Annotated in this window: 15 protein-coding genes; 9 read left to right on the top strand and 6 right to left on the bottom strand. The window is 42.8% G+C overall.

All coding sequences use genetic code 11. From position 1 onward, the window contains the following. Nucleotides 1–545 precede the first annotated feature (545 nt). From alsS to YK48G_RS06020, 3 genes are all read left to right on the top strand, one after another. The gene (alsS, locus tag YK48G_RS06030) at nucleotides 546–2222 is read left to right on the top strand and encodes an acetolactate synthase AlsS (protein ID WP_203629818.1); all 1677 of its coding nucleotides are present in this window, start codon (nucleotides 546–548) and stop codon (nucleotides 2220–2222) included. 25 nt (nucleotides 2223–2247) lie between these two features. Further along, nucleotides 2248–2958, top strand: coding sequence for an acetolactate decarboxylase (budA, locus tag YK48G_RS06025; protein ID WP_203629817.1), 711 nt, complete (start codon nucleotides 2248–2250; stop codon nucleotides 2956–2958). 639 nt (nucleotides 2959–3597) lie between these two features. Beyond that, complete coding sequence (locus tag YK48G_RS06020) at nucleotides 3598–4986, top strand: sugar porter family MFS transporter (RefSeq protein WP_203629816.1); 1389 nt, start codon at nucleotides 3598–3600, stop codon at nucleotides 4984–4986. Between the two features lie 120 nt (nucleotides 4987–5106). On the opposite strand, the gene YK48G_RS06015 is transcribed toward YK48G_RS06020, so the two are convergent. From YK48G_RS06015 to YK48G_RS05990, 6 genes are all read right to left on the bottom strand, one after another. After that, a complete protein-coding gene (locus YK48G_RS06015) occupies nucleotides 5107–5439 on the bottom strand; it encodes a hypothetical protein (protein ID WP_203629815.1) in 333 nt (110 codons plus the stop codon). An 80-nt stretch (nucleotides 5440–5519) separates the two neighbouring features. Next, nucleotides 5520–5810, bottom strand: a complete 291-nt coding sequence (locus tag YK48G_RS06010) for an ArsR/SmtB family transcription factor (RefSeq protein WP_232365297.1) — start codon at nucleotides 5808–5810, stop codon at nucleotides 5520–5522. A gap of 165 nt (nucleotides 5811–5975) precedes the next feature. Then, entirely contained in the window at nucleotides 5976–7091 is a 1116-nt protein-coding gene (locus tag YK48G_RS06005) for an NAD(P)/FAD-dependent oxidoreductase (protein WP_203629814.1), read from the bottom strand. 7 nt (nucleotides 7092–7098) lie between these two features. After that, nucleotides 7099–8184, bottom strand: a complete 1086-nt coding sequence (locus tag YK48G_RS06000) for an ammonium transporter family protein (RefSeq protein ID WP_203629813.1) — start codon at nucleotides 8182–8184, stop codon at nucleotides 7099–7101. 454 nt (nucleotides 8185–8638) lie between these two features. After that, complete coding sequence (locus YK48G_RS05995) at nucleotides 8639–8812, bottom strand: hypothetical protein (RefSeq protein ID WP_203629812.1); 174 nt, start codon at nucleotides 8810–8812, stop codon at nucleotides 8639–8641. Nucleotides 8813–9242: 430 nt separating this feature from the next. Further along, nucleotides 9243–9929 (bottom strand): type 1 glutamine amidotransferase domain-containing protein, encoded by a 687-nt coding sequence (locus YK48G_RS05990; RefSeq protein ID WP_203629811.1) that lies wholly within the window; start codon nucleotides 9927–9929, stop codon nucleotides 9243–9245. A gap of 200 nt (nucleotides 9930–10129) precedes the next feature. On the opposite strand from YK48G_RS05990, the gene YK48G_RS05985 reads away from it, so the two are divergent. The 6 genes from YK48G_RS05985 to YK48G_RS05960 all read left to right on the top strand — a co-directional run bounded on the left by YK48G_RS05985 (nucleotide 10130) and on the right by YK48G_RS05960 (nucleotide 16670). Next, entirely contained in the window at nucleotides 10130–11041 is a 912-nt protein-coding gene (locus YK48G_RS05985) for an ABC transporter ATP-binding protein (RefSeq protein WP_203629810.1), read from the top strand. A 1-nt stretch (nucleotide 11042) separates the two neighbouring features. Then, nucleotides 11043–11816, top strand: a complete 774-nt coding sequence (locus YK48G_RS05980) for an ABC transporter permease (RefSeq protein WP_203629809.1) — start codon at nucleotides 11043–11045, stop codon at nucleotides 11814–11816. Between the two features lie 486 nt (nucleotides 11817–12302). After that, complete coding sequence (locus YK48G_RS05975; RefSeq protein ID WP_203630084.1) at nucleotides 12303–14096, top strand: glycerophosphoryl diester phosphodiesterase membrane domain-containing protein; 1794 nt, start codon at nucleotides 12303–12305, stop codon at nucleotides 14094–14096. A 26-nt stretch (nucleotides 14097–14122) separates the two neighbouring features. Next, nucleotides 14123–14575, top strand: a complete 453-nt coding sequence (locus YK48G_RS05970) for a DUF3290 domain-containing protein (protein ID WP_203629808.1) — start codon at nucleotides 14123–14125, stop codon at nucleotides 14573–14575. Next, on the top strand, nucleotides 14575–15222 hold the full coding sequence (locus YK48G_RS05965) for a DUF421 domain-containing protein (RefSeq protein WP_203629807.1): 648 nt from the start codon (nucleotides 14575–14577) through the stop codon (nucleotides 15220–15222). The genes YK48G_RS05970 and YK48G_RS05965 overlap by 1 nt, the downstream gene beginning before the upstream one ends. A 260-nt stretch (nucleotides 15223–15482) precedes the next feature. Next, a complete protein-coding gene (locus YK48G_RS05960; RefSeq protein ID WP_203629806.1) occupies nucleotides 15483–16670 on the top strand; it encodes an aminotransferase class I/II-fold pyridoxal phosphate-dependent enzyme in 1188 nt (395 codons plus the stop codon). Nucleotides 16671–16747: the final 77 nt, after the last annotated feature.

Raw genomic sequence — 16747 nt, 5'->3', positions numbered from 1 at the left:
AATTAGTGAGCGGAGCAAAGCGGTTAGAAACTGGAGCATAAGGCATCTTGGCCGGAAATCCCGGGCCTGGATTTTTGGCCAAGATGTTTTATGCGGAAGTTTCTGCTTTGCGCAGCTGTCCTACAATTAGTGAGCGGAGCCAGGCGCTTAGAAAGCGGAGCGTAAGTCTCCTCTAACAGAAATTCCCGGTTCTGGAATTTTTGTTAGAGGTGCTTACGTGTAGCTTTCTGCCTGGCGCAGCTGTCCTATAAAAACAGTGAGCGGAGCAAAGCGGTTAGAAGTCGGAGTGTAAGGCTCCTTTGCGGGAAATTCCCGGGCCTGGAATTTCTCGCAAAGGTGCTTACGCGCAGCTTTCTGCTTGGCACAGCTGTCCTTTGTTTAGTAAATCATACACTTATTTTCAAATTTTGAGGTAATTTTTGCTGAACTTTAACTTATTTAGCAAGGCCAGCGACCCCTAAACGAATTGTGAAAACCAACTCAAAATAGCTAAAAGCCACATTCGATAGTATATTAGGATTATAAAATTCAATCGAGGTGTTCTTATGAGTGAAAAAAAGCGGGGGTCAAAAGCCCTGATTCAGTCAATGATCAATCAAGGCGTCAAGTATGTTTTTGGCATTCCGGGCGCAAAAGTTGATCAACTGTTTGAAGATTTAACGTATAGCGATGACCCGAAAACGCCGAAGCTGATTGTCACCCGGCATGAACAAAATGCGGCTTTTATCGCAGCGGGCATTGGTCGATTAACTGGCAAGCCCGGCGTTGTGGCAACTACTTCTGGCCCCGGCGTTTCTAATTTGGTCACCGGTCTAATGACGGCAACGACTGAGGGGGATCCAGTGATTGCTTTAGGCGGCCAGGTCCCTCGAGACGATTTAGCCCGCCTAACTCATCAAAGTATCCCTAGCAAAGAACTGATGGTTAACGCCGCCAAAAGTAGTGTGGAAGTCCAAGATGCCAATAACGTGTCCGAAGCCTTCTCAAACGCCTATGCCACGGCAATTTCACCAAAAGCGGGAGCGGCATTTCTGTCGTTGCCAGCCGACGTACTAAGCGACGAGACCGATCGGCCAGAGATTGCCCCGTTACGGCGTGCCGACGAGGGTCGAGCATCTGATGAAACTATTCAAAAAATCGCTGAGATGGTTAAGAACGCGAAACTGCCGGTTATTTTTGCCGGTATGCGGGCTTCGACTCCGGAAGTAACCAAGGCGCTCCATGCGCTGCTCGGCGAGGTGTCGCTGCCAGTTGTTGAGACTTACCAAGGGGCCGGCGTGGTTTCCAGAAAGCTTGAAGACCGTTTCTTTGGGCGGGTGGGCTTGTTTAGAAATCAAATTGGTGACACTTTGTTAAAACGAAGCGATTTGGTTTTGGCGATTGGCTATGACCCAGTCGAATACGAAGCTCGGAATTGGAATCTTGAACATAATAAAAAGATTGTGAATATTGATACGGTTGCCCCTGAAATTACTACTAATTATCAGCCTGATTTGATTGTAGAATCAAATATTGAAAATACAATTGATGCGCTCACCAATGCATTTGTGGGTGAGTATGATCTCTCACCAGAAGTGACAAAAACGCTCGATAATTTACGAACTGAGTTTTCTTCCCAACGTGAAGTACCGGCGGCTACGACACCAGGTCAGGTTCATCCATTAGCAATTGTCCGTGCGCTGCAGGAACGCGTTGATGATGAGACAACGGTTACCGTTGATGTTGGCAGTCACTACATTTGGATGGCCCGCTACTTTAGAATTTATCGGCCAAGACATTTACTGTTTAGTAATGGGATGCAGACGCTGGGCGTGTCTTTACCTTGGGCGATCGCGGCGGCATTAACCCGGCCTGAAAAGCCGGTAGTTTCGGTTTCTGGCGATGGTGGCTTTTTGTTTTCCGGCCAGGAATTGGAGACAGCGGTTCGATTGCATTTAAACATCGTTCAGGTGATTTGGACCGATGGCTACTATGATATGGTGAAGTTCCAAGAAATCGCTAAGTATGGTAAGGATGCCGGCGTTAAGTTTGGCCCAGTGGATTATGTTAAATATGCTGAAAGCTTTGGCGCCAAGGGCTTGCAAGTGACTGGCCCAGATGATTTGGGAGCAGTGCTTGATGAGGCGTTTCATACACAAGGACCAGTCGTTGTTGACATCCCGGTGGACTATAGTGATAACATTAAGTTGAAATCAGCTTTAATGAAAGATATTTTAAATTAACGATGACACTAAGGAAGTCTTCATAATGGTAAATTATACGACACTGTATCAACATGGAACGTTAGCCTTACTGGTCCCAGGATTACTTGACGGCACGATTACAATGGGCGATCTTTTAAAACACGGTGACACCGGGATTGGCACCGGTGAAGGATTAGACGGTGAACTGATTATTCTTGATGGCAAGCCCTATCAAGTCGATTCAACTGGCAAAGTCATAATTGTTGATGACGACTTTACGCTACCGTTTGCCAACGCTCATTTTGCTCGTTATTCGCCACTGGCAGAATTAGAAAACGTTGACCAAGATGATTTGAATCAACAAATGCAAGCACTAAGCCGGGCTGAAAACACCTTCTTCTCGCTTAAAATTACGGGGACCTTTGCAAATGTCAAGACGCGAGCAGTTGCTAAATCGAAGCGGCCCTATGCAACATTAGCTGAAACCGCAAAAAATCAAAGCATTTTTACGCGGGATCAAGTTGATGGGACCCTTCTCAGCTACTATTCGCCGCAATTGTTTAATGGCGCCGCGGTTGGTGGCTTCCACCATCATTTCCTTTCAGCCGATCATCAATATGGCGGGCATGTACTTGATTTTCGCTTGGTAAAAGGTGAGGTCACTTATCAGCTGTTTGATACATTAGAACAACATCTGCCGGTTAATAATGAGGCGTATATGACTCACGACTTTTCAAAAGACGATATTGCTGGGAGTATTCAAAAATCTGAGTAATGATGTTTGACTGATAATCATATAGCGGATATTGATAACAAATCGTTTAATTTAAGTAAAATTGATTTTAATATTAGTAAAAAATGTCCTTCGCTTCAAATGTTGAAGCGAAGGCTTTTTTGCGCTTACTTTAAATTTATTTGTAAGGTTAATAAAGTTTATAGTTGATTTGTACGGATAAATGCTTTAATATATCACCTTGTAAGCGCTGCAGGGTTAGTGGCTATTTCAAATACTAATTTGTTCTAATCAATGTAAGCGTTGTTATATTAGCGTTTTGTAACTGATGTTAGTATAAGTTATGATTTAAGAATTTGTTTGATTTGTTATGCAACCCCTTTCAACTTTGTCGAAACGGGAAGCATGGATGATAGGACAGCTGCGTAAAGCAACAATCTACGCGTAAGCACCTTCGAAAAAAATCCCAGAACCGGGAATTTTCCTCGAAGGAGACTTACGCTCCGATTGTTAACCGCTTTGCTCCGCTCACTGATTGTAGGACAGCTGCGCCAGGCAGAAACTTCCACATAAGCACCTCAGCCAAAAATTCCAAGCCCGGGAATTTCCGTCTGAGGAGCCTTATGTTCCAGTTTCTAAGCGCCTGGCTCCGCTCACTGATTTAAGATAAGGAGATTGACAATGGAAAAGGTTATCACGAAAGAAAAGAAGATCTCAAGCAGATTTATCTACTTCTTTGGCTCATTTGGTGGCATTCTGTTTGGTTACGATATTGGGGTTATGACTGGCGCCTTGCCATTTTTACAGACCGATTGGGGCTTACAAAATAACGCAACGATCGTCGGTTGGATTACATCAGCAGTCATGTTAGGAGCCATCTTTGGCGGCGCAATTGCCGGCCAGCTTTCTGATAAGCTTGGTAGAAAAAAGATGATTCTATTATCGGCGATTGTCTTTATGATTGGTTCAATCTTATCAGCAATTTCGCCTAACGACGGCCAGTATTACCTAATTGCTGTGCGGGTCTTCTTAGGGCTTGCAGTCGGCGCCTCTTCCGCCTTGGTACCGGCTTATATGTCCGAAATGGCTCCCGCCAAACTGCGCGGGCGGCTCACTGGGATTAACCAAACGATGATCGTATCGGGGATGTTATTGTCATACGTGATGGACTTTGTTTTAAAGGACTTGCCAGAGAACTTGGCTTGGCGACTCATGCTTGGCCTAGCAGCGGTACCAGCTCTCATTTTGTTCTTTGGGGTCTCTCGATTGCCTGAATCACCCCGGTTCTTGGTTAAAAGTCAGCGTATCGATGACGCGCGCCGGGTTTTGGGTTATATCCGTGATAATGATGACGAAATTGATACGGAATTAGCTCAAATTCAAGAAACGGCAGCCGAAGAAAAGAATGTCTCCAAGGCGACTTCTTGGGGAACTGTTTTCAGTGGCAAGTATCGTTACTTGGCAATTGCTGGAATTGGCGTTGCGGCCTTCCAACAATTCCAAGGAGCCAACGCAATTTTCTACTATATTCCATTGATTGTTGAAAAGGCGACTGGTAAAGCGGCTAGTTCGGCATTGATGTGGCCAATTATCCAAGGAATTCTGCTAGTAGTTGGCTCACTAGTTTTCTTAGCCATTGCCGATAAATTTAAGCGAAAGACTTTACTCATCTTGGGTGGCACGGTGATGGGCCTATCCTTCATTTTGCCCACAGTGATTAATATGTTGATGCCAAATGCAAGTCCAATGATGATTGTTGCCTTCTTAAGCCTTTACGTGGCTGCTTATTCATTTACTTGGGCACCTTTGACTTGGGTCATTATCGGCGAGGTCTTCCCGTTAGCAATTCGGGGCCGGGCATCCGGTGCGGCTTCTTCTGCTAACTGGATTGGGTCATTTGCCGTTGGACTGTTATTCCCGATCATGACGGCCAATATGCCTCAAGATGCGGTCTTTGCGATTTTTGGGGTGATTTGCCTGCTGGGTGTTTGGTTCATCAAAGCTTGCGTGCCAGAAACTAAGGGCCGCAGTTTGGAAGAGATTGAAGAACAGGGAGCCAACCGCAAATAAACGCAAATAAATAGTAATTAGTCGTTAGAAAAAATCGCGCTATTATTCTCAAAAGGAATAGTAGCGCGATTTATTATATTTGAAAACCTTGGGAAAAGCCCTTGGTTCGATGATTAATTATTAGCTGACAATATCAACTGGACCGTGGTCATCAACATGATCGCCATGAACGTGTTGAAGTCTGCCATTTACTAAATAGTCCATGTGGTCACCATGCGGAACTTGTTCGTGACCACAATATTGATTATGAATTTCGCCTTCTACTGGATGTTCACCATCGGGATTTTGCTCTGAAACTTCAATTCGACATTCGTCCCAATGGTCTTCGTGTTTATGATGGAGATGGCCGTTTGCTTCCACAAAGTCGATGTGATCGTGATGAAGAATCTTTGTGTGACCACAATGTAAACTATGAACGTGGTTTGGGTTAACTTCTGCTTTTGGATCTGCCATATTACATTCCTCCTATAAAAAACTGAACAACATCGCTACATCTACATATAAACATATCTTGATACGATATTCAAATGTTTTCACTTGATTTCTCTAACGTGTTGATTAAGAAGTTCAAGAATCTTCTCAACGTGTGTATCAGCTAGCTGATAAATTTTTTCTTTGCCAACTTGATGGCCAATGACGAGGTAGGCGTCTAAGAGGATTCGTAAATGCCTTGAAACGGCTGGTTGAGAAACGTTAACAATGGCAACAATACTGTTAACGTTACTTTTTTGATGTTTCATTAAATAATTTAAAATTTGAATTCTAACGGGGTGATTTAATGCCCGGGTCAGCTGGAAGAAGCGGGGATTAATTTCTTCTGTCATATTGACACTTCCTAAGCTTAAAATAATAATCATCTAATTTAAATAAGCATAGATATTAACTCGTATTTTAACATGATAATCGACTCTTTTTATATGATTGTGCAAAAAGAGCTGACCATCAAGCGACAATTTGTCGCTGTGGTCAGCCCTCTTTCATAAAAGCTATTAGCAGTTTACGTCACAAGCTGAGTAGTCCTTTAAATACATTCCGTTTCGCTGATATTTTCTAGAAATTTCGGGATTGATTTCAATACCGACTCGCTGCAAAATGACTTCTGCTAAAGGAGCGAAGCGCTGGCGGTATTTATAAATGTAGCATAATAAGACGTTACCATGCTGCACTTGAGGGCCCAACAAAAAGACATTTGGCGAAATGGTTGATTCGTCATTGTCCTTTAGTAATGGACGGTCACCATAGTTAATGAACAAATTGGCGACTAGTGGGCTTTGATAGCAGGCAAAACCGGTTGCAAAGATTGGTCGTTTGTTAGTTTTGGTTAAAGTACCATCTCTAAATAAGAGCCGATATTCATGATCAGTCTTATTAATCGCTAAAATTGTTTTATTATCATTCAAACGAATATAGGATCGATACTTCTGGTAACCAGCTGCTGTGTAGGTTGAAAGCCGTTTACTTGGATCAGGGTTGTTTGAATTGGCGGCACTTTCATTCGCAAATAAAACGCTGGGGATTTTTCGTTTGGCGAGATGAATTGCGACATCAAAGGCGGCTTCGTTACCACCAATGATTAATTGGGGGCCTTTTGCTGACAATTGATCGTAATCTTTAAGGTTGGCATAATGAATGCCATAGGCAGCTCCCGGAATATTGGGTGTGTATGGATAAGGATAATCGCCAATTGCGACAAAAATATAGTCAGCAGAAAGCGACGTATCATTGGCTAAGGTCAATTCGTATGATTCGTTAGCCAGAAGCCGAATCATTTCGACTTCCGTATGAGTTTTAATTGGCAAGGCGGCTTTTTTAGCGATCTGAGTGAGATAATGGGCATATTCTTTACCGAATAGATGTTCATTGCCTTCACTATAAGCTGGCGAAGTGTCTGGTATAATAGCGTTTAGGTCTGGAAAGCCAAACCCATTGGTCGTAAATGATGGTGAGATTAAACGGGTTTCAGGATTCCAATTTAGAAAACTATCGCCAATTTCCCCCTTTTCTAAAATGACGAAATCTTGGAAACCGTATGATTTTAAAGTTGCGCCAAAGCCAATTCCGGCAGCACCGGCACCGATAATGGCAACTGAGACGTGTGATGACATAACTTGCTCAATCCTTTCTGAGTGACAAAATATTAGTAGCCAACAAACTAAGCGCAGCACCCAAGATTGTCATGACTGAAATAATGACGATGGCAATCAATTCGATTTTAGCGAAATGAAAATCACCATATAATAAGCCGTTGGCACCACTAGGGTTGACCTTAGTATCGGCCAAAAAGATAAGACCTAGGGTGCCAATTAATCCCCCGACACCGTTAATCGTAAAGGAATCAACGGCATCGTAGAATCGATTTGTTCGGTTCATTAAATCAGTTGCCAAATGACAGATAAGGCCACTTAAAAGCGTAATGATGCCAATTGAGAGCGGCGAAACATAGCCAACGGCGGCCGTGCTAGTGACTAGGCCAACTAGGATGCCGTTGACGACGTCGTTTAGCTTGATGGGTTGATCATGATCGGCCAATGGGATGAGCCAACCGAATGTTGCCGCGATGATTGCGATCAAAGTGTTGGTGACAATTAAATTACCGTAATTTTGAAAGCTTCCAGCTGGTGCAAGGTTGAAGCCAAACCAACCAGTAATGACAAAAAGAATTGCGATATATTCTAATGTCGGATTGGTTGAACGTTCGTCATTGGGCGGCCGCCTAATTGAAAAGGCGATCATCAGGCTGGTGAGGCCTGCGGTTAAATGAACGACTAAGCCGCCTGAAAAATCCAGCGCCCCTAATTGGGCCAAGTAACCGGTTTTTGACCACATCATATTTGCGATGGGAGCATAAACGAGCAGTGTCCAAACGGGCACAAAGATCAAAAAGAAATTCCAAGAATGTTTGGTAATAGCAGTGCCGGTAAACATAACTAACGCATATAAAAAGAAATCAAGTTGCACAAACATGACCGGACTAAACGTTTGACTAATAATTGGCAGCGCATTTCCAGAACCGACTTGAAAGGATTCAAAATAACCAAAAAAGATCCAACATAAAATGCCAGTTAATAAAGCAATGATCATCTCAACCAAATGTTTTTCCGTATGGCGGCTCGGAAAGGCTTGGGTATAGATAATTGGCACGAAAAAAATCATGGGGATCATCAAGACGGCGCATAGAAGTGAAAAGTTAATTTTCAATGAAAGACCTCCCATTTTTACTCTAAATAGTAATTGTTACGATTTAGAATTATGGAACGAGAATTGAAACCTGTCAAGGGGTATTTAGCATGATATATAAAAATCACTTAAAAACAGCCGTTGCTAACTGCCGAATAATAAGGAAATTAATAATTAAAAGCACTAAAAGCTGATTAATTTTTAATCATTTTCACTAGACAAATGGGAATGAATTGAGTAGAATAAATCGTAGCCATTACTATTTAAACTTCACAAAACGATATGGATCTTTTGTAATACTTTCAAACCGCTGCTACATCTACTCCTTAACATCAACATCTGATTAACGCTTAATTTTGTGTTTTGGAAATATCGGTTTTAGTGAAGCACTCCTCGTGCGATAATTAACAATGGCTTTAGCCGCTGACTACTTGATCTCCCCGATTACAAGTGGTCAGCGGCTTTTTTTGTTAAGTCATGGTCGTAGAAATTCAAAAAACGCAACGATCAGCCAGAAAGTTCCTAAGCCAATGCCAATCAGCCCAACTAGAAGCGAATCGATAAAGCGATAAAAAGGTTGGATCAAAAAGACAACGCCAAGGCCGTTTGCGGCTAGTCCACAAAAAGTCAGTAAAACTTTTAGTGTCAATCGATAATAACGCTGCCGCACCCACGTTGATTTCAGTAAACCAAATAAGCCAACGCTGATGATCGCTGTGGCAATTAATATGTATAGTAAAGAATCACTCCAAATGTTTATGGTGACCCCTCCTGGCTGTTTTGGATAGCTGCGTGTAAGCAGGGATCTGCGTCTAAGCATCTTTGTAAAAAATTCTAAGCTTGGGAATTTCCTATAAAGAGACTTATATTCCGACGGCCATGAAACGCCTAGCCTACCTGGCACTTTCTAATCGCCTGGCTTCGCTCACTTTTCTTAGGACAGCTACGCAAAGCAGAAAGTTACACCTAAGCAGACTTGGTCAAAAATCCAAGCCCGGGATTTCTGGCCAAGTCAACTTAGGCTCCGACGGCCGTGAAACGCCTAGCCTATCTGGCGCTTTCTAAGCGCTTTGCTCCGCTCACTTCAATAGTCCCTTAATGACTGCTTCACCAACAGCGGTTGCTGAATTGGCATTTTGGCCGGTAATTAAGCGGCCATCAACAACCACGTGGGACTTAAAGGCTTCTTCTTTTTCGAAGTGAGCACCGGCTTTTTTAAGCTCATCTTCAGGCAGAAACTTAACGTCGTTAGTTAAGCCGTTTAGCGCTTCTTCGTCGTTGGTAAAGCTGGTTAATTTGCGGCCGTTGACGAAGCGGTGACCATCCACTAATTTGATTGCCAATAAAGCAGAGACGCCAATGCAGTTGGCAGCAATAATGCCATCATTATTGTAAATTGTAAGCGCAATGCTGGCTAACTCCTTATTTTCGGGAAAATCAGTCATCGCACCGTGACCGCCGGCAAAGTAAACGACTTGATAATCAGTCGGCTGAATCTCTTGAGGACTCAAGGATTTAGCTAAATGCTGATTTCGAAAGTCATTATCCAAATAAAATTCCCAGTCAACCGGGTCCATCGCGTCGGGAGCTAGACTAAGTGGATCGATTGGTACATAACCGCCTTGTGGGCTGACGTAATCAACGTCAATGTCGTTATCCTGCATGACCTTGTTAAAATGCGCCACTTCTTGCAGCCAAATGCCCGTTGCTTTATAGAGCTTTTCAAATTTTGGATTGTTTGTTACAACGATGAGTGCCTTTGTCATGAATTGAATTACCTCACTTTTTTCAAGTCGTGCGTGATACTTCCCCTACAACTATATTACTACATTCTGACCCTAATGATTAGAAATGGGGTGTTGTAAAGTTACCGGCATTTATGTTATCCTAACGAATAATTGTTTAAAAGAATATAAGATAATAATTAACTGCTTATATTTAGACCATCATCCAATAGGAGGAACACATGGCAGATACAATTTTAAATGTTGAACATCTTAACAAGAGCTTTGGTTCAAAGCACGTCTTGAAAGATGTTTCGTTTTCAGTTCAAAGTGGACATATTGTTGGGCTGGTTGGGCCTAATGGGGCCGGTAAATCCACCATTATGAAAGCTGTTTTAGGCTTGTTTAATTACGCAAGCGGCACTATTACCATTGATGGTGATCCAGTTTCACCAACCAGCCATAAGGCAATGGATAAGGTAGGCGCGCTAATTGAATACCCGGGCATTTATCCATTCTTAAGCGGGATGCAGCACTTAAAATTGTTTGCAAAGGAATCCACCACTCAAGATCAAATCGATGAAACCGTTGATCGGATGAAGATGACGGGCTATATTAACCAAAAAGCAAAGTCGTATTCGTTAGGGATGAAGCAAAAATTAGGAATTGCACTGGCACTTGTCAATCGACCGAAGTTTGTGATCTTAGACGAACCGATGAATGGATTAGACCCTCAAGCTAACAAAGACTTGCGAACCTTGATTTTGGATTTGGCAAAACAGGGCACGACCTTTTTGATTTCCAGTCATATCCTAAGTGAATTGGAAAAGTTGATTGATGATCTAGTCGTCATCGACAAGGGGCAAATTGTCTATACCCAAAGCATGGCGGCACTGGAAAACGGTGGTAAGAAGCTCTTGGTCTTGAAGACGTCAGATGATGCTAAGGCTAAGGATGTCTTAAGCCAAAATGGGTACGAACTCAACGATGCCGATAATGTTAATATCACTGAAAAAGCCGATACGAAGATGGCTGATATCATTAAATTGTTGTCTGACAACGGAATTGATATCGATGATGTGCAACACATTCACAGTGATTTGGAAACATCATTGTTGGAATTGCTGAAGAATGACAAAGTAAAGGAGTCGTAAAATGGTCACCTTAGTAAAGCAAGAGATGTACAAACTGCTTCATAAAAAAAGTACGCCGGCCGTATCGGTCGTGTTATTAATTATTATGACAATCTTTGGGGTTTTGAGTAAAACCAATCCCAAGTATTGGGGACCCAAGGATATGTTTGTGTCAATGTATACTGGCGAAAACTGGGTCGTATTATTCATGATCGCGGCATGTAGCTCAATTATTGCCATGGAATTTCAGTATGGCACCATTAAAGAGTTACTTTATCGAAAGTACTACCGAGGCGAAATATTGGTTAGCAAGTGGATTACAATGCTGGTTTACTCCATCTACTTCTTTGTATTAACGTTTGTTTATTCACTAATTTTAAAAGTCATTTTATACAATAGTAAATTTAAGTTAAGCGATACTTATGCGAACAACCATAGCATCGTTGAGACTCAAGTATTAGGAATGGTGGGCGCGTTTTTGTCAGTTTGGCTGATTCTAAGTTTGGTGTTGCTGCTGGCAAATGTGTTTAAGAGTACGGCCGCTGCTATTTCAATCGGAATTATTGGCTATTTTGCTCTTAGTATGGTATCTGGTTTGATGTTCGTCCTAATGCAAAAGTGGGATTGGCTCAAGTGGAATCCGTTAAACATGATGAATTTACCAAGCCAAATTGTGGACAACTCATATCACAAAATGACCTTGCTATCAACGCCGGAAATGGTCTGGGGAAGTTTGATTTATACGGCGATCTTCATGGCAATTAGTTATGTGGTGTTTAAGAGGAGAAGTGTGTAAAATAAGAGCGCGGAGTGAAGCGGTTAGCCGCGGTAATATAAGCGCCGCCCCCATAAAATCCCGGTTTTGGATTTTATGGGGGCGGCGCTTATATTGTTAGCGGCTGCTTCACGGAGCGCATTTCCACTCGGTTGCCTAGAATACCCACTGTTTTGGATTTTGGGGGTGAGACGCTTATATTGTTAGCAGCTGCTTCTCGGAGCACGATTCCGCTCGGCTGCCCAAAACATAAAATCCCGGTTTTGGCTTTTATGGCTGAAACGCTTATATTGTTAGCGGCTGCTTCACGGAGCGCATTTCCGCTCGGTTGCCTAGAATACGCACTGTTTTGGATTTTGGGGGTGAGACGCTTATATTGTTAGCGGCTGCTTCACGGAGCACGATTCCGCTCGGCTGCCCAGACCCGGTCTATCGTCTTGTCATTCAATTAGCAATGACTATGTTATGATAAAAATGCTCATTTAGTTCAAAAGGGGGATGACAGTGATGATCGGCAAGCCAATGCTACGGCAATCGATTCGGGGATTCTTTAAAAGCTGGGGCGCATACGTAACTTTGGTTATTATCATGAACGTGATCTTAAGTGGTCTAATCGTGCCGCTGCTAGAGTATGCAACTGGGCTTATTTTGCGCACAAATCAAGTGCCCTATCTTTCTTATACCAATGTCAGTTGGCTGCTTACGCAAAAACCATTGGCGGTTATTGAGCTGATTGGCCTATTATTGGTACTTTTGGCATTGGTTTTCTGGCAGTTTGCGTTTTTACTTTATGGTATTGATAACATTGCTTGGCATCAAAATCGCAGCCTTTGGCAGGTGGCGGGGGATGCGATTCGCAATCTGTTTCGCCTTCGGGTTGGCAGCTTTCTTTTTTTCTTAGGCTATTTCATTTTAATTCTACCGTTTTCCTTTGCTTACCTAAATTCACCATTGTTAGCGAAAGTGTCGATTCCGATTTTTATTCTCAACGATTTGGAACAAAACCTCTGGATTGCGGGGCTGTTGGGGCTACTAGCAGTGATTGCGTATTACTTAGGCATTCGATTAATCCAAGTTTTGCCATTAATGATTTTAAGTGGCCAAACCGGCTTTGCGGCAGCGAAGAAAAGCTGGCAAATGACTCGACGAAAATCTTGGCAGTATTTTTGGCGCTTGCTGGTTTTAGGGGCGATCAACTTGTTGTCAACAGTGCTACTTTCGTATGGCCTATACTTGATTCAGACTTTTCTAGATAAACAGTCAAAAGAAATAGCCCTTACTGGGGCTGTTATTAACATGGGCGTGTTAACGATTTGGCAGCGGTTGGTTGCCGCGTTTAGTGTCGTTGTATTCATTTTAATGTTAACGTCAGTCGCTTTGAATCGAGAACACCCCAGCCGACCGCAACGAATTGGCTTATCCCATCGCCAAAAAATCAGTCGCCGCGTGATGGCGACAACTTTGATTCTACTATTCTTAGCGGGCACCGCGGTGTTTAACGTTGTTTATCTGCAAGGCAGCTTATTAGACAAGCCGCTGATGATTTCACATCGCGGCGTCGATGATGGCAATGGCGTTCAAAATACGATTCCCGCGTTAAATAAAACTAGCCGAGAAAGGCCGGACTACGTTGAGATGGATATCCATGAAACAAAGGACCATCAGTTTGTCGTTATGCATGATGAAAATTTGGAAAAGTTAGCCGGCGTTGACGCGGCCCCGTATCAGTTAACGTTAACTCAGCTCAAACGACTGGTAGTTCATGAAAATGGGCATTCAGCTCACGTTGCCAGTTTTGACGACTATTTAAGCGCCGCCGAACGGGATCACCAAAAGTTATTGGTAGAGATAAAAACCACCAGCCACGACAGTCATAATATGCTTTCACTGTTTATTCACCGCTACGAAAGACGCCTGCTTGCCGATCATGACCGGATTCACTCATTGGATTACCACGTGGTTAGTGGGCTTAAGAAACGGGCTCCTAAGCTGTTTGTCAGCTATATTTTGCCGTATAACTTTTCGTTTCCAGAAACTAAAGCCAATGCTTACACGGTGGAAGAAACTACGCTCAATGAACAATTCGTTGACCAAGCCCATAGCCGTCATCAGCAGGTTGATGCTTGGACCGTTGACGACCAAGATGATATGGTTCGGATGCTGTTCATTAATGTAGATGGCATTATTACCGATGATTTGACTCAGCTCAAAGCGGTTGTAAATGAAAACTTTGACCATCCAAGTTATGCCCAACGGTTGCTGATTTATTCAAATGAATTGGCAGAGGAGAGCCCGAATTAAAATCAACAAGTGGGGATGAAAATAACATGACATTTTATACCTATAATTACCTACACACGTCTCAAGGAAATTGGCAATACGCCCGGGTCATCATTATCAGTATTCTCGTGATTGTTTTTATGATTTTTATGATTCACTATCTCCGAAACCAATTAGACGTTAAATATAAGGATCTAAGTATTATTGTTGGCACGCTTCTACTGTTGATCTTAGCGATGCAATATAATGACTTTAGCGCGATGCAGTCGGCTACCAAGCAGACCGGTCAAATCACGGCGGTGGTCAAAGAATCGGCAGCCCGGCTTAAAGTCGCGCCAAGACGGGTTAGCATTAATTCGACCAGTCAAAATGCCAACTTAATGATTAGGACGCCTAAAGGCTTCTACCGAATTGATTATAATGCCGATGGGACTCAGTTTATCTTGGAAAAAGTCAGCTTGCATGATCCAAGCAAGGTTACCATTAAGGGGGGATTTTGATGTTTACCTATACTGACGTGTTACTAAAGTTAATCGTTGGTTTTTTATTCATTACAGTGTTGATTAATGTTACTGGTAAAGGCAATTTAGCACCAACTTCGGCGATGGATCAGCTGCAAAACTATGTCCTCGGTGGCATTATTGGCGGGGTGATTTATAATCCAGCAATCACAATGGCTCAATTTCTGGTCATTTTACTTTTGTGGGCGTTACTAATCATGGTGACACGTTATTTGAAGACGCATATTCATTGGTTTGGCAAATTTATCGAGGGCGAGCCGATTACGATTGTTCGAAATGGTGAAATACTAGTCGAAAATTGCTTAAAGGCCAACTTATCTGCAAAGGATGTTGACTTTAAATTGCGAACCGCTGGCGTCTATGATTTGAGCCAAGTTAAGCGGGCGATTGTTGAACAAAATGGGTCGCTAACCGTCTTAAATCGTGGGGAAGGCAGCATCCGTTATCCGGTTATTGTTGACGGCCAGGTGGATCCCGATGTATTGGATATCATGGAGAAAGACGATAGTTGGTTAAAACGGGAACTGGAAAAACAAGGGATTCACGATGTTAAAGACGTTTATTGGGCAACGTATCGTGGCAATCAGCTCAGCGTTGCAACTTTCTCAGGGAATTCTTCAAAATAGAAACGTTGAGAGCGGACTTTAAAATGATCTTGTGATTTTAGATGTGATTTGAATGTGAATTTATAACCTATTTTTAATGATAAATTGCTGATTTAAGGACATTTTTCCATACATAATATTATTTTTATGCAAATATCATTCTGATTCTCATTGACTTCTTACAAATATGATATATGATTAATCATAATCTTTACTGGAAATTTGTGATGAATGTTACTTATTGACAGTATCAAATTTGTACTCCGCGGAGGGACTATTATATGGAATTAGACAATATTAATCCAAGCGTCTTACACGTTAAACCGTCTGCTATGCGAAAGTTTGATCATGATATTAGTGTTGATCCGGATATCATCAAGTTGACCTTAGGTGAGCCCAACTTTGACGTGCCGGAACATATTAAAGCAGCCGCGGTGAAAGCGATCACGACCAATTGCTCACATTATCCCTATTACTGGGGATTTGAGGAGTTGCGACAAGCGGCTTCAACTTATTATCGTGATAAGTTTGGTTATCACTATTCGGCTGATGAAATTGTCGTTTCCGTGGGGGCAACTGAAGCATTAGCGTCAACGGTCAAAACGTTGTTTAAGCCAGGCGATGCGGTCATTATTCCAACACCGGCTTATCCGCTTTATGGAGCGTTATTAACGTTGAATCAACTTAAACCGATTTTTATTGATACCAGTGACTCTGGCTTCGTCTTAACCCCCGAAAAGGTACAAAAGGCGATTGCCGATCATCCGGAATCAACTATTCGTGGCCTGATTTTGACTGACCCGAATAATCCAACCGGGGTTGCTTATACGCAGGATCAGATTGCGGCTTTGGCACCGGTATTAAAGGACAACCATATTTGGGTAATCAGTGATGAGATCTATGGTGAATTAACTTATGGACAGGATCACTACACCATTTCAAAGTATTTGCCAGAACAGACGATCATTACAAATGGGTTATCAAAATCACATGCAATGACTGGCTGGCGACTGGGACTCGTGTTTGGCCCGCATCCTTTTATTGATGAAATCGCTAAAACCCATCAATATACCGTCACGGCAGCCGCTTCATTGGTTCAATATGCCGCCGTTGAAGCTTTAACCCATGGCCAAAACGATGCCGCGGTGATGAAGGCCGAATATCAAAAACGGCGCGACTATGTGGTAACCCATATGACGGCGGCCGGTTTTGACGTTGTTCATCCAGGTGGGGCCTTCTACGTCTTCGCCAAGATTCCAGCAGCCTTACACATGGACAGTTGGCAGTTTGTGAAAACGTTGGCCAAAGAATATCACATCGGCTTGATGCCAGGTGATCCGTTTGGTGATAACGACTACATTCGGATTAGTTATGCGGCCAGCGATGAAGCGTTAGCGGCCGCAATGAAGGCAATTAAGCAGATGGTGGCTGATAAAAGCCGGAATGTCTCGAAGACAGCGGAACGGTAATTGTTAGAAACAACCCGGATGTTTTCAATTCTTTAGAGAGCCAATCCATGGACTGCTTACTGAAATGTTCTAAACAC

Origin of the sequence: Lentilactobacillus fungorum, from assembly GCF_016860605.1 — a bacterium.
In the GTDB taxonomy this organism is placed as follows: Bacteria; Bacillota; Bacilli; order Lactobacillales; family Lactobacillaceae; genus Lentilactobacillus; species Lentilactobacillus fungorum.
The sequence above is the reverse complement of the archived record's forward strand: the minus strand, read 5'-3'. Positions and strand labels throughout refer to the sequence as shown.